The 20,589-nt window shown below is 54.5% G+C and carries 19 protein-coding genes; 8 read left to right on the top strand and 11 right to left on the bottom strand.

From position 1 onward, the window contains the following. Complete coding sequence (locus AB8B76_RS00505) at nt 1-1,656, bottom strand: methylmalonyl-CoA mutase family protein (protein ID WP_405268686.1); 1,656 nt, start codon at nt 1,654-1,656, stop codon at nt 1-3. 145 nt (nt 1,657-1,801) lie between these two features. On the opposite strand from AB8B76_RS00505, the gene AB8B76_RS00500 reads away from it, so the two are divergent. The 5 genes from AB8B76_RS00500 (at nt 1,802) to AB8B76_RS00480 (ending at nt 8,924) form a co-directional block, all read left to right on the top strand. Then, nucleotides 1,802-2,977: an iron-containing alcohol dehydrogenase gene (locus AB8B76_RS00500; protein ID WP_405268683.1), complete on the top strand. Its 1,176-nt coding sequence runs from the start codon at nt 1,802-1,804 to the stop codon at nt 2,975-2,977. A gap of 29 nt (nt 2,978-3,006) precedes the next feature. Then, nucleotides 3,007-3,711, top strand: a complete 705-nt coding sequence (locus AB8B76_RS00495; protein ID WP_405268680.1) for a TetR/AcrR family transcriptional regulator — start codon at nt 3,007-3,009, stop codon at nt 3,709-3,711. Nucleotides 3,712-3,722: 11 nt separating this feature from the next. Then, on the top strand, nt 3,723-5,348 hold the full coding sequence (locus AB8B76_RS00490) for an AMP-binding protein (RefSeq protein WP_405268677.1): 1,626 nt from the start codon (nt 3,723-3,725) through the stop codon (nt 5,346-5,348). An 86-nt stretch (nt 5,349-5,434) separates the two neighbouring features. Then, a complete protein-coding gene (locus tag AB8B76_RS00485; RefSeq protein ID WP_405268674.1) occupies nt 5,435-7,633 on the top strand; it encodes a TonB-dependent receptor in 2,199 nt (732 codons plus the stop codon). Between the two features lie 109 nt (nt 7,634-7,742). Then, nucleotides 7,743-8,924, top strand: a complete 1,182-nt coding sequence (locus AB8B76_RS00480) for a class I SAM-dependent RNA methyltransferase (protein WP_405268671.1) — start codon at nt 7,743-7,745, stop codon at nt 8,922-8,924. Nucleotides 8,925-8,934: 10 nt separating this feature from the next. On the opposite strand, the gene AB8B76_RS00475 is transcribed toward AB8B76_RS00480, so the two are convergent. Further along, nucleotides 8,935-9,252, bottom strand: coding sequence for an AzlD domain-containing protein (locus AB8B76_RS00475; protein WP_405268668.1), 318 nt, complete (start codon nt 9,250-9,252; stop codon nt 8,935-8,937). After that, nucleotides 9,249-9,980, bottom strand: coding sequence for an AzlC family ABC transporter permease (locus tag AB8B76_RS00470; protein WP_405268665.1), 732 nt, complete (start codon nt 9,978-9,980; stop codon nt 9,249-9,251). Before AB8B76_RS00470 ends, AB8B76_RS00475 begins: the two co-directional genes overlap by 4 nt. Before the next feature lie 57 nt (nt 9,981-10,037). Here AB8B76_RS00470 and AB8B76_RS00465 point away from each other — a divergent pair, with 57 nt between their 5' ends. Beyond that, complete coding sequence (locus tag AB8B76_RS00465; protein ID WP_405268662.1) at nt 10,038-10,949, top strand: alpha/beta hydrolase; 912 nt, start codon at nt 10,038-10,040, stop codon at nt 10,947-10,949. On the opposite strand, the gene AB8B76_RS00460 is transcribed toward AB8B76_RS00465, so the two are convergent. From AB8B76_RS00460 to AB8B76_RS00450, 3 genes are all read right to left on the bottom strand, one after another. Continuing rightward, nucleotides 10,946-11,200 (bottom strand): YkoF family thiamine/hydroxymethylpyrimidine-binding protein, encoded by a 255-nt coding sequence (locus AB8B76_RS00460; RefSeq protein WP_405268660.1) that lies wholly within the window; start codon nt 11,198-11,200, stop codon nt 10,946-10,948. The two genes, AB8B76_RS00465 and AB8B76_RS00460, sit on opposite strands and share 4 nt — an antisense overlap. 91 nt (nt 11,201-11,291) lie before the next feature. Next, nucleotides 11,292-11,867 carry an ACP phosphodiesterase gene (locus AB8B76_RS00455; RefSeq protein WP_405268657.1) on the bottom strand — a complete coding sequence of 192 codons (576 nt, stop codon included), beginning with the start codon at nt 11,865-11,867 and terminating at the stop codon, nt 11,292-11,294. A gap of 18 nt (nt 11,868-11,885) precedes the next feature. Then, nucleotides 11,886-12,281, bottom strand: coding sequence for a hypothetical protein (locus AB8B76_RS00450; RefSeq protein ID WP_405268654.1), 396 nt, complete (start codon nt 12,279-12,281; stop codon nt 11,886-11,888). Between the two features lie 171 nt (nt 12,282-12,452). On the opposite strand from AB8B76_RS00450, the gene AB8B76_RS00445 reads away from it, so the two are divergent. After that, nucleotides 12,453-13,016: a CIA30 family protein gene (locus tag AB8B76_RS00445; RefSeq protein ID WP_405268651.1), complete on the top strand. Its 564-nt coding sequence runs from the start codon at nt 12,453-12,455 to the stop codon at nt 13,014-13,016. Here the strand turns inward: AB8B76_RS00445 and AB8B76_RS00440 are convergent. The 4 genes from AB8B76_RS00440 to AB8B76_RS00425 are packed head-to-tail and all read right to left on the bottom strand — an operon-like array spanning nt 13,013 to nt 17,900. Then, nucleotides 13,013-14,050: a DUF2955 domain-containing protein gene (locus tag AB8B76_RS00440; RefSeq protein WP_405268648.1), complete on the bottom strand. Its 1,038-nt coding sequence runs from the start codon at nt 14,048-14,050 to the stop codon at nt 13,013-13,015. The two genes, AB8B76_RS00445 and AB8B76_RS00440, sit on opposite strands and share 4 nt — an antisense overlap. A 48-nt stretch (nt 14,051-14,098) precedes the next feature. Then, complete coding sequence (locus tag AB8B76_RS00435) at nt 14,099-15,208, bottom strand: HlyD family secretion protein (RefSeq protein ID WP_405268645.1); 1,110 nt, start codon at nt 15,206-15,208, stop codon at nt 14,099-14,101. Then, the gene (locus AB8B76_RS00430; RefSeq protein ID WP_405268642.1) at nt 15,205-16,758 is read right to left on the bottom strand and encodes an efflux transporter outer membrane subunit; all 1,554 of its coding nucleotides are present in this window, start codon (nt 16,756-16,758) and stop codon (nt 15,205-15,207) included. Before AB8B76_RS00430 ends, AB8B76_RS00435 begins: the two co-directional genes overlap by 4 nt. Nucleotides 16,759-16,772: 14 nt before the next feature. Continuing rightward, complete coding sequence (locus AB8B76_RS00425) at nt 16,773-17,900, bottom strand: AI-2E family transporter (RefSeq protein WP_405268639.1); 1,128 nt, start codon at nt 17,898-17,900, stop codon at nt 16,773-16,775. Between the two features lie 170 nt (nt 17,901-18,070). Between AB8B76_RS00425 and AB8B76_RS00420 the strand changes: the two genes are divergently transcribed. Further along, on the top strand, nt 18,071-19,255 hold the full coding sequence (locus AB8B76_RS00420; RefSeq protein ID WP_405268636.1) for an endonuclease/exonuclease/phosphatase family protein: 1,185 nt from the start codon (nt 18,071-18,073) through the stop codon (nt 19,253-19,255). A 33-nt stretch (nt 19,256-19,288) separates the two neighbouring features. Here the strand turns inward: AB8B76_RS00420 and AB8B76_RS00415 are convergent, their stop codons facing one another. Beyond that, on the bottom strand, nt 19,289-20,524 hold the full coding sequence (locus tag AB8B76_RS00415; protein ID WP_405268633.1) for an NADH:flavin oxidoreductase/NADH oxidase family protein: 1,236 nt from the start codon (nt 20,522-20,524) through the stop codon (nt 19,289-19,291). Nucleotides 20,525-20,589: the final 65 nt, after the last annotated feature.

The following is a 20,589-nucleotide window of genomic DNA, read 5'->3' as shown; positions in this document are numbered from 1 at the left end:
TCAGGTCTGTATGGGTGTGGCCCAGTCACCAAACGCCTCGCGGTAAATATCACCGACCTCACCCAAGGTCACTTCCGACTCAAGGGCGTTCATCATCGTTGGCATAATATTGTCCGAGGTTCGTAGCACGGCCTCCAGATCTCGCATAGCGCTTGCTGCCGCTTTTTCATGTCGGGTTCGCTTGACCTCTTCGAGGCGTGCAAGAGCTACATCAAAGGCATCATCCACACCCATAAAGCCGTCAACCTCGTACGGTGAAATGTCGTCTGTGTGATCAGTGACACCGATAATCTTCTGCGTACCGTCGCTCTGCGCCATAAATTCACGATGCTGGTTCTCTGCGGCTTTTTGGTGCATCCAACCGCTATCCAGGGCGGCCAGAAAGCCTCCCTGCTCCTGAATTTCTTCAAAAAACGCCCAGGCGCGCTCAATCAACTGCGCAGTCAGAGTTTCGACATAGTAGGAGCCTCCAAGAGGGTCGGTAACCGCGGCGATGTTGGTTTCTTCCTGCAGTACCTGCTGAATACGAACTGACATCTGATGCGCATGTTCCGAGGGAATCGAAAGCGCTTCGTCATACCCGCTCACGCCCAGGGACTGAACGCCGCCCAAGGCAGCTGCCAAACCCATCAGAGTGCCTCTGACAATGTTATTGATCGGTTGCTGGTAGGTCATGCGCGAACCTGCTGTCACGCAATGAATACGCAGGTTACTAACTTTGGGGTCGTGGACGTCGTAGCGCTCATTCAGTAGCTGCGTCCACATGAGCCGCGCGGCGCGCAGCTTGCTCGCTTCCTCGAAGACGTCCATGGACATGCGAAAGCTGACGCCACCACAGGCTCTAGCCGCTCGTGCAATGGGCATGGTTCCGCGGCGTTTAATCTCTTCGAGATACTCCACAGCATTCGCAAACAGTGCACCTAGTTCCTGGGGGGCGTTCAGGCCGCTGTCCGCACCGTTGTACCCAGCAATGGATACCGGGACCCAGCGCGGCAGGTGTTGGTCGCAAAACTCCATAATATCTGCGTTAAAGCGCAGTCCCGCGTCCGTGGGAATTTGCTGCTTGGTGACACAACCTAAATACGTGAGAAAGAAATCACTTTGGCCGGTCCCCGGAAGGCGCGCCAAATCATAGCCTCGCTGCTTGGCAACGCTCCAGTACCCGGCGAGTGCAAAGGGAGCGTGCTGTACTACGGCGCCCCCTGCATGTCCATAACTAGTCTCGATGGGAAGATCTTTCATGCAGATATCGATATCGCGGATGCTTTGCATCACCGCACCGGTCAGACCCACGTCTTCGCGCCGAGCCAAAACCTCAGGGTGGTCCACGTTATAGAGGTGATCAGCGGTATTGCGGTCGTGCTCCATGATGAAGCCTGTTTCGCCCTGCTCCAGCAGAAACTGAATCCGCTCATTTTCGTCTTCGGGTTTTCCAAAACCACTGAGCTGGAAGATCCGCCAAGGCTTGGTTCGATAGCCCGTTGGATAACTACCGCGATGAAAGGGAGCTTCCCCCGGTGCGGAATTCAGCACTTTCTGATGCGCCGAAGGAATGTCATCGGCCATGTAATAGCTTTTGAGAGGAATGCCCGAGGCACTCACCCAGTCGCGGGAATCATCGGGTGGTTGCTGCATAAAACGCCCTGACTTATTCATTATTTGATGGCTACAGGCAAGAGAAGATACTACCGGCTGTCCGCCCCTGTCTACTGAATAAATATTTACTTGACTGTTAATAAGAAAATATTACTCTACCTATCTAACCGCAAGCGCTGACATAAACAAATATAAGGAATCAGCAATGGTGTCTCCCTCGGCTCTCGATCTGACAGCTACAGAAAAGGTTTACATGGGCGAGCGTGCTGCTACCGCCATTACGCAGGAGGCTGAGCGTTTGGGCGCCCAGCGCGTGTTCTTGCTGGTCAGCTCTACGCTCCTGGAAAAAACCGATGAGATCGACCAGATCCGTAAGGCTCTGGGCAGTAAAGTAGCTGCGACCTACCACGGCATGCCCCCACACGCGCCCCGAGGCGCCGTGTTGGAAGCTGCCGCGATGGCGCGAGAAGTTAACGCCGATCTGGTAGTGACCGTCGGCGGCGGCTCCGTTACTGATGCAGGAAAAATCGTCACCATCTGCTTAAAGCACAATATCCTCACCCACGAGGACATGGATGACTACCGTGTTTACGTTAACGACGAGGGTGAAGTTGTGAAACCAGTTTTCGATGGCCCCGACGTGCGCGCCATCATCTGTCCCACCACACTTTCCGGGGGTGAGTTCAACCCCTTGAGCGGTGCGACGGACGAGAAAGCCAAACTCAAGCAAGGCTATGAAACACGATTAATGGCCCCCGTTACGGTAGTGCTGGATCCAGCCTTAACCGTGCACACACCAGAGTGGCTGTGGCTGTCGACAGGCGTGCGCTCTGTTGATCACGCATTGGAGGCTCTCGCCTCCTTCGAATCAAACTACTTCGCAGACGGCATGGCCGCGAGCGCTTTGGAACTGCTCAGCGAAGGTTTAGCGCGCGTAAAAGCTGACCCCCAGGATCTGGATGCGCGCCTGAAGTGCCAGGTCGGAGCTTGGCAATCCATGGTGCCGATCGTTGGCGGTGTTCCCATGGGACTCAGCCATGCCATTGGCCACGTGCTGGGCGGCAGTTTTGACGTACCCCACGGCTATTGCTCTTGCGTTATGGCACCGGCGGTATTGGCGTTTAATGAGCCTGTAAATGGCGAGCGTCAGAAGCGTATTAGTCGCGCCTTCGGTCGCCCGAATGACCCAGCATCGGTGATCGTCGATGAACTTATTACGAGTCTGGGAATGCCTCGCTCACTGACCGCTGTCGGTGTTAACGAAAGCGACCACGCTCTGGTCGCCGAAAACACCATGCATGACTTCTGGGCACGCACGAACCCACGTACCGTAGAAAAAGCCGAAGACGTGTTACCCGCGCTCAAGCTGGCTGCGGGATAAACCGGGCATTGGCAACGCAAGCTTCAGCGGTGAAAAAAGAGCCCAACAACAGCGGACTCAAGGGCGAGCTCGCTACGTTCAAGCGCAGACGGATTCGCGAAGAAGCTGCACACCTATTTTTTCAGCAGGGCTACGAAAGCGCCACTATTGACGCCATTGCTGATCGGTTAAAAGTTACCAAACCCTTTATCTATAGCTATTACAAAAACAAGGGCGAGATACTCTTCGACATCTCCAAGTTAGGCATCTCCCTATCTCTCGAAGCATTAGATAAGTGCCTCGCATCGCCGGGGTCGCCCTGGGATCGCTTGAAGCTCATCGTAGATAACGTTACGCGTCTTATTTTGGACAACGAAGAGAACATCGTCGTCTATCTTCGTGAAGAGAAGAACCTAGACGGCTCGGCCGCCAGAGAGATTCGTGAGCTGCGCTCGCTTTTCGACCACCGCATTGCTGAGCTACTGCTCGAGGGTAGCCAATCCGGTGATTTCACCGTCGACAACCCTGGTCTTACCGCCACCACTATCGGCGGAATGATGAGCTGGGTAGCGCTCTGGTATACGCCCGGCGGTCATTGGTCAGAGACAGAGGTGCTGGCAACTCTCATACAGAACGTTGCACGCATTGTGCACTCGCCGATTCGCACCGAGACCCTGGATCTTGAGTCCCGTACAAAATCTCAGGGCCCTATAGACAAAACATCAGCAACCCCCATAAAGAGCATCAAGCCGTAGAGGAAAGCGTTGTGAATGCAGTGAGCGATGGCCATCAGGACTCCCGGGTGCCACCAAGAGAAGAATGCGTGGTCAGGTACCTCATTGACCGTTGGGCTGTCGAAACACCTGACACCGTCTACGCCATCTTTGAAAACGGTGATACCTGGACCTACCAGGAACTGCGCGAGAAAGTCATAAGCGTCGCGGCTGGACTAGCAAAACGGGGCGTTTCTCAGGGCGATCACGTAGCGGTTTGGCTATTCGGTGGACGAGAAGGGATTCTCACTTTCTTTGCCATCAATTATCTTGGCGCTGTTTTTGTCCCCTTTAACACGGCCTATAAAGGCAGCCTTCTGGAGCACGTTCTTAATAACTCTGATGCTGCGCTACTTGTCGCGCACAAAGACCTGGTTCCAAGGCTCGCTGACGCCGACACCGCACAACTTACGGCTGTAGTGTCTGTGGGCGGCGAAGCACAAAACTCCGCGCTCCCTTGCGAGGCGTTTGAGCAACTAACGGGACTGGAGAGTGAGCTTCCCGAACTTGAGCGCCCCATCGAGCCCTGGGACAACCAGTCAATCATCTACACATCGGGCACCACGGGCCCCTCAAAGGGCGTGTTGTCCTCTTATCTGCACCTGTTTACCAACGCCGGCCCTGAAACATGGCACTTCGTAAATGGTAGCGATCGCTTCCTCATTAACATGCCTTTGTTCCACATTGGCGGCATGGGCATTATCTCGGTGATGCTCGCGCGAGGGGGATCCATCGCGGTAATGGAAACCTTTGATACGGAGCGTTTTTGGCCTTTCGTACGCGAGACCAAAACCAGCGCAGCATTCTTACTTGGAGTAATGGCCACTTTCTTACTCAAACAAGCACCCTCATCCCAGGACAAAGATCACAGCCTGAGACTGGCGTTCATGGTGCCCATGACTGAAGCCGCAGGAGAGCTGCACACGCGGTTCGGGATCGATATTTACACGATCTTCAACATGACAGAGATCTCTTCGCCCATAGTCTCTGACCCCAACCCCACGAGCCGCGGCACCTGCGGTAAAAAACGAGATGGCGTTGACGTTCGCCTTGTGGACGAGAACGACTGCGAAGTAGCCATCGGCGAAATCGGTGAGATGCTAGTTCGCACGGATCGCCCTTGGGGCATGAACTCCGGATATTACAAAAACCCTGAAGCAACCGCTGAGGCGTGGCGCAACGGTTGGTTTCACACAGGTGACTGTTTCCGTAAAGACGAGGAAGGCTACTTCTATTTTGTCGACCGGCGCAAAGACGCTATCCGACGACGGGGAGAAAATATTTCATCCTTTGAAGTTGAAGCCGAAGTTGTCGCCTATCCGGCAGTTCGCGAAGCCGCCGCCTATGGCGTGCCCAGCGACCTGAGTGAGGACGACGTCATGATCTGCGTGGCTCCGGTGGAAGGACACAGCATTGATCCCGAGGAACTCACACGGTTTCTTATCGAGCGCATGGCCTATTTCATGGTCCCCCGCTACATCCGCATCATGGATGAACTACCCAAAACACCATCAGCAAAGGTCTTGAAACATCTTCTTCGAGGAGAAGCTGTAACCAGTGATACCTGGGACAGAGAAGCGGCAGGTATCAAAGTTAAACGGGAGGCGCTAGGCAGCTAATCAACAGCAAGTAATAAATTACAGTTAGGCAACACGCAAGACACACCCGTGCAAACCCATAACTAATAACAGGGCAGGGAAACATCATGCAAAGCACAGCTTACAAAGTACTGGCCGCGGCCGTGGCCGCCGCAGTCATCTCACCGAGCCTTATGGCTCAGAATGTACTCGAGGAAGTCGTGGTCACAGCCACGAAGCGTAACTCGAGTCTTTCAGACCTGTCGGTGGCGGCCAACGTTATTGGTTCAGATGCTATCGGCCCCGGCGGCGTACAAACCGTCCGCGATATGTACACAGAAGTTCCCAACCTATCCATCGGAGATCAATTTGGCTTCGCCCGAATTTTTATGCGTGGCATCGGTATGACCAGTATCGATATCGGTGGCGAGGGAGCGGTCTCGATCCTTCAGGACGGCGCAATTATTCCACGTCCCGCGGCACAGCTAGTCGGCATGTTTGATCTCGAACAAGTAGAAGTCCTGCGCGGGCCTCAAGGTACGCTCTACGGACGAGGCGCGACTGCTGGTGCTATCAATGTAGTCACAGCAAAGCCTGGCAGTGAAATGGGCGGCTATCTAAACCTCACAGCTGGCAACTACAGCATGGGTACTTTGGAAGGTGCGGTGGACCTGCCTATCTCGGACGCATTGGCCTTACGTTTAGCCACAAAGATCGAACGTCGCGATGGTTACGGCAGTAATCTGTTCACAGGCAATGACGTCGACGATCGCGATGCAGAGGCCTATCGTGCCACCTTGAGTTACAACCCTGATGCCAACTGGGACGCCACCTTGTCTTACCAATACTACGAGGAAGATGACAACAACTATGCGTTTCACTACTTCGGTCCATCGGCAGGAACGGCTGGCGGCTTACCTCCCGCAGTAACCGCTCTCGGTGGCAGCACCATCTTTGATGTCGGCGGGACGCTATATGACATCTACTCGGATCAGGAAGCCATCAATACCCGTGAGGGATTTATGGCCAACATGATCCTCAACTTCCAGTTTTCGGATCGTGTATCTCTGCGCTCCACAACGTCGGCGCAGAACATGGACCGCTTCCTTAGGGACGATCTCGACTCCACCGAAGTAGATCTGTTTGGGCAGAATAACTACACCGAAGAGAGCGACTCCTTCGGACAGGAATTCACTCTGAATGTAGAACGTGACACTTACAGTATCTTGGCTGGAGCCATGTACTTTGAGGAAGATCTCTTTGGTGAGGTGTTTGTACCCCTCACAAACTTTTGCGAGTTTGCAGCGCCAGCCACCTGCGGAACACCGATAGGTGACTTTCTAAACAGTGGAAAATATCTCCAGGACGGCGACGTTGATATTACTGCTTATGCCGCGTTTGTAGAGTTCACCGTGCCTCTAGGTGATCGATTCACGGTCATCGCAGGCGCCCGGTACAACTATGAAGAACGCGAGGGCACCGGCGCTTTCATTTTTGATGCTGCCGGACTCAATGTCCCCACCGACGCAAAAGCTGACTGGGACGACATCACACCGCGGGTAACCCTGGAGTATCGTCCTAGCGATGACACTTTGATGTACGCGACTTACAACCAGGCGTTCAAGTCCGGCGTCATCAACACCGGTAGCCTTAGCCCACCGCTTGATCCCGAAACCGTTGATGCCTTCGAGGTTGGATACAAAGGCAGTAGTAGTGACGGGCGTATGACCTACGCTCTGGCTGCCTTCTTCTATGACTACCAGAATGTACAAATCTCCTTTGTCGACGAAACCAGCACGGTGAGCACTATCAACGCTGCAGAAGCTGAAAACTACGGAGCAGAGCTTGAACTAAACTACGCGATGACGGATGCCTTAAGTTTTGATCTGTTCGCAACCTACCTGAGCGCGGAGTACAAAGAGTTCATTAACGGTGACTATGCCAACGGCTTTGAACCGACGGACTTGAGCGGTAACACGCTGCCGAACGCACCAGAGTACACGTTCAAGTTAGGAGTGACTTATCAGACTGCGCTTGGAGACGGTAACTTGCGGCTTCGCGGCGAGGGCTACTATCAAGACGATGTGTACTTCACAGAGTGGAACCGAAACGATGCGTACCAGAAAGGCTACGGCTTGATCAACGCGAACGCTGACTACAGCTTTGGTGCCGAAGGCCGCTGGATGGTCAGCCTCTGGGGTCGCAACCTCAGCGACGAAGAGGTCATCTCCAACAACATCATCACGGCGCCCTTGTACAATTCCCTGCGCGTTGGATCGATGTTGCCCCCTCGTACTTATGGCGTAACCGGGTCTTACTCCTTCTAAACATCTGCGCCAGAAAGCTAGCCTTCGGGTATTTCGATACCCGGAGGCTCCCTATCCCGCCCCCACTGCTCCTAGCATGGTAAGTTTGTTTTCCGTATAGGAGGCAAGCTTGTTCAAACGCCCAAAAACCAAAGCTCCAAAACGCGATCAGCTAAGACCCGGCCAGCGATTCGAAGGCGAAGTCCGCGACCTGAGTAGTGATGGTCAAGGAATCGTTGCACACCCCAATGGCCGTGTCTTTTTCGTGCCGGGCGTTTGGCGAGGCGAACAGGGTCTGTTTGAAGTCACAGGCCTCAAGGGCCGAATGGGCTTTGCGCGGGTGCTTACTCTCAACGAAGTATCGCCTCGACGCAGGCCATCACCCTGCCCTCATCACGGATTTACAAACGATGCCTGTGGCGGTTGCCCCTGGCTGTTCATGGACTATTGCGAACAGCTAAAGAACAAACAACAGCTCGTCAAGAAAGCGCTTCAAGCGCTGAACGAGAAACTGGAGATAGCCAGCATCTGGGCGTCTCCGGAAGAACTGGGATACCGCAATCGAGCACAGCTAAAGACTGACGGTAAGCGTTTAGGCTATGTTGCGGGCAACTCCCGTGAAATCGCCGAAGCCAGCGACTGTTTGGTGCTGAATGAAAAAAATCGCTCGACCCTCAAGAATCTCCGAGGGAAACTCCCCAACCACTCCTGGAAGCCGAGTCGGGGAAAGCAGTGGTCGACACTCGATTTCGACGATGACATCACTGCAGAGGAAGTCGTCGTCAATCAACGTCGACCCTTTCGTCAAGGGAACACTGCGCAAAACCAGCGGATGCGTGATTGGCTGACAGAGCGAATCACTTCTCTAAATCCGCAGGATCCTGTTCTGGAGCTTTTTGCAGGGTCCGGAAACTTCACCGAGGTACTAGTGAACGCTGGCTGCAAAGACATTTATGCTGTGGACAGCTTTCGACCCGCGGTCGAAAGCCTCAAGGATAAAGCCTTGCCAGGGGTTTCTGGTCATTGCAGTGACTTAGATCGCATTGGCAGTGCAGAGGAGCTCTCGGCACAGCTTTCACGAGCGGGACTGTTGCTCCTGGACCCACCAAGGGAGGGCCTTAAGAATCTCGCGGACTATCTGGCACTCGCAAAACAGTTACATACAGTTATTTATGTTTCCTGTGACCCCGCCACGCTTACGCGAGATCTAAAAGTAGCTTTGACTCATGGATTTGAATTACAAGAAGTCCAACCCTTGGACTTATTCCCCCAGACACCCCACGTTGAAGTGTTGACGGTGCTGAATCGCTAGTCGTTCTCTGTCACCACGTGCTTAACAGCGCGGCGACTATCCAGAAGACCGCCATCCCCGTTATTAAGGTGAAGATGTGATTGCGTGTCTTCCAGGCAACCAACGCCGCGGAGCACAAGCCCGCCATCTCTGGCCCTGCAATACGTACTTGTCCGTCGGTGCTTGTGAGCATTGATACGATAAGTGCTCCCATCACCGCAGGAGCGACATACTCCAAAGCTCGAAGCGCCAAGGGAGGAAATGATCGATCCGCTAATGCGATCACGAAAATCGCACGGCTCAAATAGGTACCGATCCCTGCGAGCAAAATAGCAAAAAACTGGCTCACGAGCGCTGTCGCCGGCTTTCCAGGAGCAGCCCCAGTAAAACGCCAAGCATTGCACCCAATAAGAGCCCCGATCGATTGGGCATATCGGCGAAGAGCATTGTGAAAGCTCCGGATAGCAGCGCAACAACAAGCTTCTCCCAACGATCAATGGCGGTAACCAGCAAGGCAGTGAATAAAACCGGCGCCGCAAAAGAAATACCCCAACCCGCGGGCACAAGAGGACCAATGAACAAGCCCAGCGCAGTGCAGACCATCCACAATCCCCAAAACGTAAAGCCTGCGGCCAAAAAGTAAGCACGGAAGGCGGCGGGCTCCTCGTCTTTGCGCAAGACCGCCAAGGCGAATACCTGATCGATGAGCACGTAAGGGCCGACCCAGCGAAACCAGGTCGGTTGCCCCTGAAATCTCGGCGCGATGCTCACGGAATACAAAAGGTGCCGGGCGCCAACGATAAGAGCGGCGGTTACAGCGGCGGCAGCAGAGGCACCTTCGCCGAGCAAAGTAACAATAGTGATTTGCGCGGCGCCGCCAAACATCAGAGGCGATGAGCTCCACCCAAGCCAGGGAGCGATACCCGACTCTCCCACAACCACGCCGAACACCAGCGCAAAGGGGATCGCGGGAATAAAGAGAGGAATACTTTCGAAGATTCCCCGCCTTACATGGAGGTACTGATCACTCATGCGCGGCATTCTACGCCAGCTTATCGTCGCGGGGAATTTCGTCACCTCGCTTCCTCGCGTTATATTGCAAGACTCCTACAGCAACATGGGCTGTTACTGTTCATGCGGTATATCTCCATCAGTAAGTTACTCATTGCTTTGATCGCCTTTGCTTTACTCCCTAGCGCTAACGCTGAGGAGTCCGTATCGCTATCAAACGGAGAGTACGCTGTACCCGGCGTATTCTCGCGCCCTGTCTCCGCCGAAAGGCCCTCGCCCGCATTACTGCTATTGCATGGCACTGCATCAGAAAAGAATGAAGTGGGTGATCTGTATCTGAAACTTGCTAAGCGCCTCGCAAAAGCCGGCATCGCATCTTTGAGGATTGATTTTGCTGGCTCCGGGGAGAGCAAGGTAGATCACCAGCGCTATAGTCTTAGCGGCGCCACCAAAGACGCTCAGACTGCGTTTGATTTTCTTTCAGAGCACCCGCTGGTCGATGGTGATCAAATTGTGGTTCTGGGTTTTAGTCAGGGAGGACTGGTTGCCCAGCGCCTGGTGTTACAGGAACCAAAGGCGCTCGCTCTTGCCACCTGGTCGACAGCTGCTGCAAATGGTCGTGGCAGCTTCGCGCGTTTTTTTGACGCACATTATGCCGTTGCCATGAAAACGGGCTACGCCACGGTGGCGTTTCCTTGGATTCCCGAGCCCTTGAGATTTAGCGCTCAGTGGTTCAAAGAAATCGATGAGCAGCAAACTCTGAACGACATGCAGGATTTTTCGGGGCCGATTCTTTCCATCGCTGGCACAGGCGACACGACCGTTCCTTTTCAGCAGAGCGTGGATTTGGTGCAAACCTCTAGTCACCCCATGAGCCAGGTCGTTCTTTTGGCTGCTGCGGACCACATTTTTAATGTACTGGCTCCCAGCGATCCATCGTTGGACGGTATCGCCAGCTCCGAGCGACTACTGAGCGTGACGAGCTCATGGGCCTTGGATATCTTCCAACATTACCCTGGCCCAAGGGCGCCCTAGGCTATGTCCAGTGCCATCGGTATGAATTTGCAGACCAATACCTGCGAGGGGCCATAACGTTCCGCACTAGCTAAGAGCGTGTCACTTACCGCACTCATGACAGCTTGATGCTGGCCCTGTATCTGGGTACTCATGGCATTTGTCACAATTTTTAGACCTTCTCGCGTGTTGAGTTCATCGATAAGTGACTGAATAACAGGGATGTACTCTGCATTCAGAGGATAGAGACTGAGCTCAGCGGTAAGTGTCATCTAGTAATCCTTTGTCGGGGCTTGTTATGGCAAGAGTCGTGGATCGGGTCATAGGAGCGGTCATAGCGATAGCGGCGGGAACTGCCGTCAGTCATTGGGCATTAATCGTGCGCTGTACATCGGTGAACACGCGGAGGAAACCCCAATCAAAGTCAGGCCCGTGCATGTCGGCAACGTCTAACATCGAAGCCAAGGCAACAGGACGTTTGAGGCGTAAAGAGAGGCGCTCCAGCACGGCCACGACCCCCTCTCGGGTTTCATAAACCCTTAACCAGTCAGCGTTGGTCCAGCGCTCGGCGACGAGGGCAAGGCCCGTGGGAAGCAACTGTGGATTTTCTCGAAGCACGCGATAGGTACCCTCCAAAAAGGCATCTCGCTGCCACTCACTGAAGCGCTGCCAATGACGCACAAGGTAATGATCAAAGAGCACATCCAACACCAGTCCGGAATACCGCCGCTGATCCTCAGGAAAAAGTAGTCTCAGGGAACGATAAGCCTCGTGGCTATCAGTCAGAGCATCGACACGCCGATGGCGACGTACCCCATCGGCAACCCGGGGATGGAGCTTATGCCGATGCAAGGGCCCTTTTACCAAATCACCGGCGATGTTGCCGATCAGGCTATGCGCATAAGGCTCGGCGAGAAGCGCGTGGGCGAGATAGTTCAAAGGCTTTCTCGGGGAGAACTATTTCGCGCTGACCGCTCGTGCTGCTGCAAACACAACAAGAAACGTAATAATCTCGGCCACAATGGGCTCCACAGTCAAAGCCGCTCCGTGGACCTGCCAAGCGACGATACGCGCGGGAGCCACCAGACCGATCAATAGCGCGCCGGCCATCAGGTAACTTGGATGTCGGCGGATAACGCCATAGAGCATAAACAGCCCGGCACAAAGGAAGAACGCGGCACTGTCTCCAAGCTGAGTAGAAAGACCGGTCCCCTGCAACAATGAGGCACCGAGGGCGCCAGCGATTACCGAGGGTGCTCCAAGCCACGCCAGACCAAAGCTCAGGTAAAGCAGGCCAAACAATGCCGAGGCGCCAAGGGCAAGTTTGCCCGGCAATGAAAGAGACTGAGTCATGGGATGAATCCTTTTATGTTTTCATTGAGGGGTCATCGCCCAGGAAAGCTTTATGCTTCACGATTAATAACGTAAGCACGGCCGCGGCGATACTTGGAGCGTATACAGTGCGCGGCTCAGTGACAATAGACCCGAGCTAATCACTAAAAGCACGAAGAGAGTTTGCAGACTATGGCCACAACTACGGCTACAACTACGGCTACAACGATGGATGAGATATTCCTGATTGACGACTTCAGCAACGCTCAGACGGCAAGTAACGGGCAGCGTTGGCAGTATGTCAGTGACACCGTCATGGGAGGTATCTCTCAGGGCCTTGCGCACCATGAATCTGTGGAAGGCCGCCAAGCGCTGGTACTAAGGGGCAGCGTTAGTCTCGAGAACAACGGTGGATTTATTCAAGCTGCTCTCGACCTTGGAGCCACGGGGCAATTCCTCAATGCCAGCGCAGCTGCCGGTATTGCAGTGAGTATTACCGGCGATGGACGTTCCTATGCGCTAAATCTCCGCACGGGTGATACGCAGCAGCCCTGGCAGAGCTACAGGTGCAGTGTCGATACTGACAGCCATTGGCACACTCACTATCTCCCCTTTACGGCTTTCACACCGCATAGGCTTGAGCAGGCATTGGATACTCGCAGCCTTCGACGTATCGGTTTGATCGCCATCGGTTCACCCGGCGCGGTGAGAGTAGCCATATCCAGAGTTGCCTTCTATGGGGACAGCGAGAGCTAGCCCGGGGACGGATTCGCGGTCTTAGATTTAGCAAGACGTCGAGTACGCCAACTTTCCAAAAATGCCAAGGCGCCCCAAGCGTAAAGCGTCACCGCCACAAACGTCGCGAAGCGCTGAAAGAAAGCCGCGAAGGCATCCTTCCCATTGGCGGAATCTTCCACCGCCGGCCCAAGCAGAATGAGCATCGTCACCAGGGCGTTAATCCAAAATGATGGGGCCACGCGGGTCTTGAGAAACCCGTACAACTTTGCCGATGTGTACAGCGCAAAAACAAACATCCACAGGGAGAACATCCACAAGGTCGGAGATATAGAAAGCAGCTTCCAAAAAACTACGGCCATGATCCCACCCACAAAAGTCGACCCAATAAGTTCCCGCCCCGCGTGCCGCGCGTCCATAGCGGAGGTTTGCTGGCCAAGGGACACTGACTTCATGATCGTCATCAAATACTGCGATGGATTGGTAAGCGCCAGCAAATACGCCGGCATTACAATTAGCATCGCTCGCACAGCAAGCCAATTAGACTGTGATTCACCGCTGGCAGCTTCCTGAGGCGTTGCGCTCGTGGCTTGCTCGGGAAAGAACGGATAGACGATCCATTGACAGAGCACCGCCGAAAATATTCCCAGCGCCAGAGACTTAATCACCGTCGTAGCCAGCAGATAGTCGACGCTGCCGGCGACTGAAATCAAAGTAAAACCGATGGTTAAAAAAGTACCCAGCAAGCGCTTCCCATGAATCAGCGTCAGGTACATGGAAAAGTAGAGGCCCACAGCAACGATCAGTACCGCACTCACCGGGTAATAGCGAATCAGCGGGATGAGCAGTACACCCACGGTGAGCGACACAATCATAATGAGCAGCAAGCCCAGGAGGCCTTTTGGCCCCATGGGTGGCCCCGGCATGGCACTCAAGAACACCACAAAGAGTGGCGCAATAAATGGCAGAGGAAAGCCAAACGCGTAAGCCACTGCCAAGGCCAAAGCCGTCGCAAAGGCGAATCGCAGAGCTCGGTTCTCGGCCGTTTTTGTCACAAGCCGCTTACCGTTGATCTTGCTTGCTTGGCAGGCATCTCAGATTCATTAGTAGGCGTAAGACAGCCAGCTCATAAATCGGATATAGATCTGACCCAACCAGCGCAGCACTGTGGCGTCATCGCTATAGACAATCACCGAAGCTTGTCCGCCAATACGCAGCTGGTTCACGGTTTGGTCACGGGGGACCTTAAACCCCACTTCAACAGGAAAGCGCTGCGCCTGACGCAACCAATCGCGACTATTGCTAACCGTCGGCAAAGTACCCGGAGCCGGAGCCTGACCGGCGCTTATGCCTAATCCAACGTTCCTGACGCTGCCCGGAAACACTTCACCCGGCAAAGCATCGAAGAGAATCTCTGCGGTAGTCCCGGGCCGCATGTGCCCAAGATTGTTCTCTGTAAATGCCGCACTAATCCATAGATCATGGATAGCAATAATGGTCATCACAGGCTTACCTGTACCAGCGTACTGGCCAACATCAGCGCGCAAGTCTGTGATCAAACCGGCGGACGAGGCTTTTACCACCGTGCGCTCAAGATCCAGGCGCGCCTTCTCAACTGCGCTCTGTGCGGATAACAAGATAGCGTTGCTGCTCTCATCATCTCCACCCTTCTGCTCGATCGCGCGCTGAATATCAGACTTCGCGGCAGCCACTTTGGCCTCTGCCTGATCCAGAGACGCCTTTGATGACTCCAAGCGACGTACCGACAATGTACCGGGATCGGTCTCTCGAAGCCGCTTTAGCCGAGCATAGTCCTGACTCGCACGGAGCCGATTAGCCTCGGCCGCCGTGAGATTAGCGCGAGCACTCAGTACTGTTGCGTTACCCGCCTCCACCTGGCTTCGGGCATTCACCAGATCTGACTCTGCGCGGGAAAGCGCGATCTGATATTGCGATGGGTCTATTTCAAAAAGCGGATCACCTTCTTCCACTTCCTGATTGTTGCTTATCAATACCTTGGTAATGGTACCCGCTACTTCCGGCGCGACGCCGATGACGTAACCCTGCACTCGTGCCTGACTCGTATAGGGAGCATAGCGATCCGATAGAAGATACCAGCCGAGGCTTCCTACAATTAACGCCAATACAATCCAGGTCGTACGCTTCATCGCAGGTGCTGATGATTCCTCTGCTCCTGCTTCGATATCACTCATTGGGAACTTCCTCCTGATTGGGCGTTATCCAGCACCTCGGGAACCGGTGACTCCAAGTCGTCGCCCCAATTCACCCGATTGCGCATGGTTTCGCGCAGATCCTCGGGAATCATCTCTTCCAGAGACTGAGGCTGCCATCCACCACCCAAGGTTTTATAGAGCGTGATCACCGCAGAAATGTGTGCCCCTTCATTGACGAGCTCTTTCTCAGCTTGAGAGAACAACGATCGCTGCGCATCGAGCACTCGCTGAAAGTCGGCGTAGCCTTCTTTGTAACGCCGGTTTGCCAGCTCCAAGGCTCGTTCCGCAGCGGAGCGGGACTCTGTCAGCACATCGCCCGCCTCTGCCGTTTTGATGACCGCGATGGCCGCATCATCAATCTCTCGGGCAGCTTGGTAGACCGTCGCATCGAATGCCACCAGCGTTTGCTGCAAACGCGCGTCCTGTACACGAACATTCGAACGAATACGTCCGTAATCAAAAATATTCCAGCTGATCGCTGGACCGGCTGCGAAAGTCAGACCATCAGCTGTTACGCCCAGGCTATCGCCGTTCCAGCCAAAGCTGCCAAATAGCGATAGCGCAGGATACAGATCAGCCTTAGCGACGCCGATTTGAGCTGACTGAGCGCCCGCCTGCCAGGCACTAGCGCGCACATCTGGCCTGCGCAGCACAAGCTGTGCGGGTATACCTGTTAGCGCAACGGGTTCCACGCTGGGAAGCTTTTCAGGCTCACCTCCCAACTCGGCGATGGGACCCGGAGGACGGGCCAAGAGGACTGCGAGCGCGTTACGCAACTGCACGCGGCTGCGCTCAAGATCAGGTATGGTCGCGAGCGTAGCGAGATATTGGGTTCGAGCCTGCTGTAGATCGAGCTCGGATTCCTGGCCGCTATCAAACAGTTGCTGAGTAATATCGAAGCTGCGCTTTTGAATAACCGCGTTTTCATTAGCAATAGCAATCCGCAATTGCACCGTACGATAGGCGTAGTAAATGTCCGCTGTTTGCGCCACGAGCAGAACCTGCAGATCTCGTTGGTTAGCCACCGATGCCATGAAAGCGGCATCCGCCGACTCGATACCGCGGGCGAAACGGCCCCAAAAATCCAGTTCCCAGCCTACTGACACACCCGCATCGTAGCTGCCAAAACTATCTTCACTAGCGGGTAAAAGGCCATCGCTGCGCCGCTGGCGAATGTATGCCGCCTGCGCCCCTATTTGCTGAGACTGCGGGAAACGCAAAGCCTGTGCACCACCCAGTCTCGCCCGCGACTCCAGGACGCCCAATCCAGCGATCTGCAAGTTCGGATTCTGGGTAAGTACCTTTTGAATTAATGAATCGAGCGCCGGATCTTCAAAGCGCCGCCACCATTCGGTAAGTTCAGAGTCCGTTGCCGCAGCCGTTGTATCTAATTGACCATAAAGATCAGGCTGCCACTCCACGAGCCAGCTGAGCTCGGGCTCCTGATAATCCGGGCCTAGCGTGGTGCAACCGACAAGGACGACTCCCGCCAGAAAGACAAAGCTATTGCGCAGCGTCATAATTGTCATTAAACGAGCTTGAACTAACCAGAAACGTCTGCGGTATCGCCACTGTCTTCTGACGCGTCGGGCGCTGGCGCGGTTTCATCGACCCAGTCCATGAACAATTCATAGCCCACGCTGAGTATCACCGCGCCTACAAACAGCCCAACGATTCCGGCTCCCATCATGCCTCCCAAAGCACCAATCAAGACGACAGGCATCGGCACACTGACCCCCCTGCCCAGCAGCATTGGCTTGAGCACGTTGTCAGCAAAGCCCGCCACAATGAAGTACACAGTCAACGCGACATTGACTATCGTGCCGCCATCTCCCATGCCCCATACGTAGGCAATCGCCGGGATGGAGACTATCAATGCGGGTAGCTGAAGTATGCCAATCACTAAAACGACCAAGGCAAGTAAACCAGCAGCCGGGATACCTGCCAACATAAAACCGACACCCAACAACAACGCCTGAATAAATGCGACGCCGACGACTCCTGTTGCAACAGATCGTACGGTGAGTGTTGTGATCGTGTGCAAGCCGGGGCCTCTCTGCTCTCCCACCATGCGGGAAAAGATGCGCGCCATGGCGGCAGTTCCTGACTCACCATAAGCCATCATGATTCCCGCAATAATGAGTGCACCAAAGAAGAAAAATAGCGTCCCCGCGGTACTCGCGGCTGCTTGCAGTGCGCTTTTACTGAAATTTCCTAACTGCGGCTGGAGACTCTCGATATACCCTGGCAAATCAGTGTGCGCCGCAGACCAGGCAGCGTAGACGCGCTCACCCACAATAGGCCACTCTTTGACGGAGGGGTCGGGTAGCTCAATGGTCACCGTCTGCGCATCGAAATTTCCAATGACATCGAAGATATGCGTGGCAAAGGAACTACCCAACATTACTGTAGGAACACCCAGCAGCAGTATGCCCAAGACGACAATAAGCGTAGCAACTTTGCCGCTTCCCCAGCCTAAACGCCGGCACAGATACATGAACATGGGATACAGCGAAATTGACAAGATAATGCCCCAGATCATTATTGGCATGAATGGCGCAAACACACGGACACAGGCCACGATCACCACGAAGGTAAGTCCCAAGCGGATACAGAAGTCCATGAAGTCTCGGGACAGAAACTTTCTTGCTGCATCGGTATCGATAGTCATGGGCTGAAGGCTCCAGTAGATAGCAGTGGGGGGGTAAGCAGGTTTACCCGCGTAGTTTACGCGAAGAAGCTCCCAAACGCTGCGAAAACCATGGGTGATACGCGATGGCCGTGCTAACGTGTCGCCCTTCGAATTTATGGAACTTTCCGGTTACACACGATGGAGTTCAGATGCCACGCTTACCCTTCCTTTTTTTACTCGCGGTCCTGCTAATGCCTGCAGGAGTCCATAGCGAAGGACGCGTCATTCGTATTGCGACGTTCAATGTCAGTATGGAAGGCGGTAACTATGTGGGTAAGGGTGTCACTCCAAGTGGTCACGAACTCCCTGCTGCATTGAGCAACAGCGATCATCCCCAAATCAGCAATATTGCTGAGATTATTCAGCGGGTTCGCCCGGACATACTGTTACTCAACGAATTCGACTACCACGCGGATCCTGCCCAAGGAGTAAAGCCATTTCTTGAGCGCTACCTTCAGCAAGCAAGGGCTGGCGTTGAGGCGATCGACTACCCCTATTTTTATCAGGGACCTGTTAATACAGGCGTTGATTCAGGCATGGACCTTGACAGGGATGGCAAAGCGTCAGGCACCGGCAATGACGCCTTTGGCTATGGTCTTTACCCGGGCCAGTACGGGATGCTTTTGCTGAGCCGCTACCCCATCGACTTCGAGGCGATCAGAAGTTTCCAGTTGTTTAAGTGGAAGGATATGCCCAACAACCTCATGAAGGACATGCGCACCGAGAACAACGAGCTTTGGTATCCCGAGACGGTTCAGGAAAAACTGCGCCTCTCCTCGAAGTCACACTGGGATGTTCCTGTACGAATCAATGGCAAATCACTGCATGTATTGGCCAGCCACCCCACGCCTCCGGTCTTCGATGGCCCCGAGGATCGTAATGGGCGCCGAAATCATGATGAGATACGGTTTTGGGCAGACTACATCGAAGACGCTGAAACGAGTTCCTATATCTACGACGATCAAGGACGCTCGGGCGGCCTGAAGGGCGAGCGCTTTGTCGTGCTTGGCGACCTCAATGCCTCCATGGAAGAAGGTGATGCCCGACGGGAAGGCATCAGTGCTCTGCTGGGTCACGAAAAGGTACGACGAGGCCTACTACCCACCAGTGATGGTGGACGCGCTAACAATGCGGACAGTCGGTTCAGTCCTACCCATACAGCGAGTTGGGGTATGCGAGCCGACTACGTAGTGCCCAGTAAAAGCGGGTGGCGGGTGATTGATGCAGGCGTTTTTTGGCCCACACCCGATGATCCCCTGAGGCGACTGGTAAAAAAACGCAGCGCGTCGTCCGACCACCGCCTTGTGTGGATGGATCTAGAGCTGACCGACTGAACGGTCGCCCTTTTAATTGACTCTTTTTCGATCCTAGCCCTGGCTGCGTCGAGCCTTCAAAAACGTCGATTGCTGCTTGCCCACCTGCATAGCCGCTTTCAGAACGGACAGCTTCGGCAGCACTTTTCCAGTTCGTCCCAAAGAATCCAGCTGCGCGTAGAACCAATAGGTGGTTGCAAAGGTGCTCAGGGTCTTGATCAGACTGATGCCCTGCAAGAAGCCCAGCCATGAAGGCAATAAGGCAAGCTCATCTTCATAGCGAGGCAGCGACTCGGCTCCCGCGAGCAATCGCGCAGGACCATCCGTCTGTACACAAAGCGGCCGGCCCAAACCGATCAATGAAGCGCCCCCCTCCGCCAAGGCCTGCTCCATCGCAGCGCGGGACCGAAAGCCTCCAGTCACCATCAACGGGATAGAAACCTGTTTTTGCATAGCCAGAGCAAAATCAACAAAGTAAGCCTCTCTACGCAGCGTTGATTCGGCCACATGCTGCTTCTCCGTGGGTTCTATGCCCTCCATACCCAGCAGCTTGGGCTGCTCGTAAGTGCCGCCGGAAATTTCGATAACGTCAACACCGTGCTCTTCGAGCCACTTGGCCACTTGAAGGCTGTCCTCAAAAGCAAACCCGCCTTTCTGAAAATCGGCGCTATTGAGCTTTACGGCGACAGGAAACGCTGGCCCTACAGCCTCGCGAGTCGCATCAATAATTTCCAGTAGAAAGCGCGCTCGATTGGCAAGTTCACCTCCGTAGTTGTCGTCCCGTTGATTACTGCGAGGGCTAAGAAACTGCGAAATGAGATAGCCATGAGCGCCGTGAATCTGTACGCCGCTGAATCCCGCTTCCTGCATCGCCTTTGCCGCAACGGCAAAACGATTCACCAAATCGGCTATCTCTTCAGTGCGTAAGGCCTCTGGCTCGCCGAACTGGCCGCCCGGCAAGCCGAGCTTCACAGCCGAAGGCGCCTTGGGATGGGGATTTACCGTTTTGAGGGTTTGTCGCCCCGCGTGGCTGATTTGAACCCAGGTATGATTGCCCGCGCTCGTAGAAGCCGCCGCCCATTTGGCTAGTGCCTCTTTCATGGCCGCATCAGGCTCGCGATCAACCACAACGTTACCCGGTCGTTCCAGATGATTCGCATCCACCACGACGTTTCCGGTAATCAGCACACCGGAGCCGCCCTCCGACCAGATCCTGTAAAGCTGCTCATGGGCCCCCGTGGGATATCCGCCAATATCAGCCAGCCCCTCGGTCATGGCAGCTTTTACCATTCTATTAGGTACAACCGTGCCACAAGGTAGTGTCAATGACTCAGATAACGTTGTCACAAATAAAC

The organism is Congregibacter sp., from assembly GCF_045107095.1.
Lineage (GTDB): Bacteria > Pseudomonadota > Gammaproteobacteria > Pseudomonadales > Halieaceae > Congregibacter.
This window is presented reverse-complemented; position numbering and strand designations above follow the sequence as displayed.

What these genes read in the sequence shown, in the direction of transcription:
- AB8B76_RS00435 (WP_405268645.1), bottom strand. Translation starts at nt 15,208, where the DNA reads ATGAGTGATATCGAAGCAGGAGCAGAGGAATCATCAGCACCTGCGATG.
- AB8B76_RS00500 (WP_405268683.1), top strand. Translation starts at nt 1,802, where the DNA reads ATGGTGTCTCCCTCGGCTCTCGATCTGACAGCTACAGAAAAGGTTTAC.
- AB8B76_RS00445 (WP_405268651.1), top strand. Translation starts at nt 12,453, where the DNA reads ATGGCCACAACTACGGCTACAACTACGGCTACAACGATGGATGAGATA.
- AB8B76_RS00420 (WP_405268636.1), top strand. Translation starts at nt 18,071, where the DNA reads ATGCCACGCTTACCCTTCCTTTTTTTACTCGCGGTCCTGCTAATGCCT.
- AB8B76_RS00415 (WP_405268633.1), bottom strand. Translation starts at nt 20,524, where the DNA reads ATGGTAAAAGCTGCCATGACCGAGGGGCTGGCTGATATTGGCGGATAT.
- AB8B76_RS00485 (WP_405268674.1), top strand. Translation starts at nt 5,435, where the DNA reads ATGCAAAGCACAGCTTACAAAGTACTGGCCGCGGCCGTGGCCGCCGCA.
- AB8B76_RS00425 (WP_405268639.1), bottom strand. Translation starts at nt 17,900, where the DNA reads ATGACTATCGATACCGATGCAGCAAGAAAGTTTCTGTCCCGAGACTTC.
- AB8B76_RS00430 (WP_405268642.1), bottom strand. Translation starts at nt 16,758, where the DNA reads ATGACAATTATGACGCTGCGCAATAGCTTTGTCTTTCTGGCGGGAGTC.
- AB8B76_RS00465 (WP_405268662.1), top strand. Translation starts at nt 10,038, where the DNA reads ATGCGGTATATCTCCATCAGTAAGTTACTCATTGCTTTGATCGCCTTT.
- AB8B76_RS00460 (WP_405268660.1), bottom strand. Translation starts at nt 11,200, where the DNA reads ATGACACTTACCGCTGAGCTCAGTCTCTATCCTCTGAATGCAGAGTAC.
- AB8B76_RS00450 (WP_405268654.1), bottom strand. Translation starts at nt 12,281, where the DNA reads ATGACTCAGTCTCTTTCATTGCCGGGCAAACTTGCCCTTGGCGCCTCG.
- AB8B76_RS00505 (WP_405268686.1), bottom strand. Translation starts at nt 1,656, where the DNA reads ATGAATAAGTCAGGGCGTTTTATGCAGCAACCACCCGATGATTCCCGC.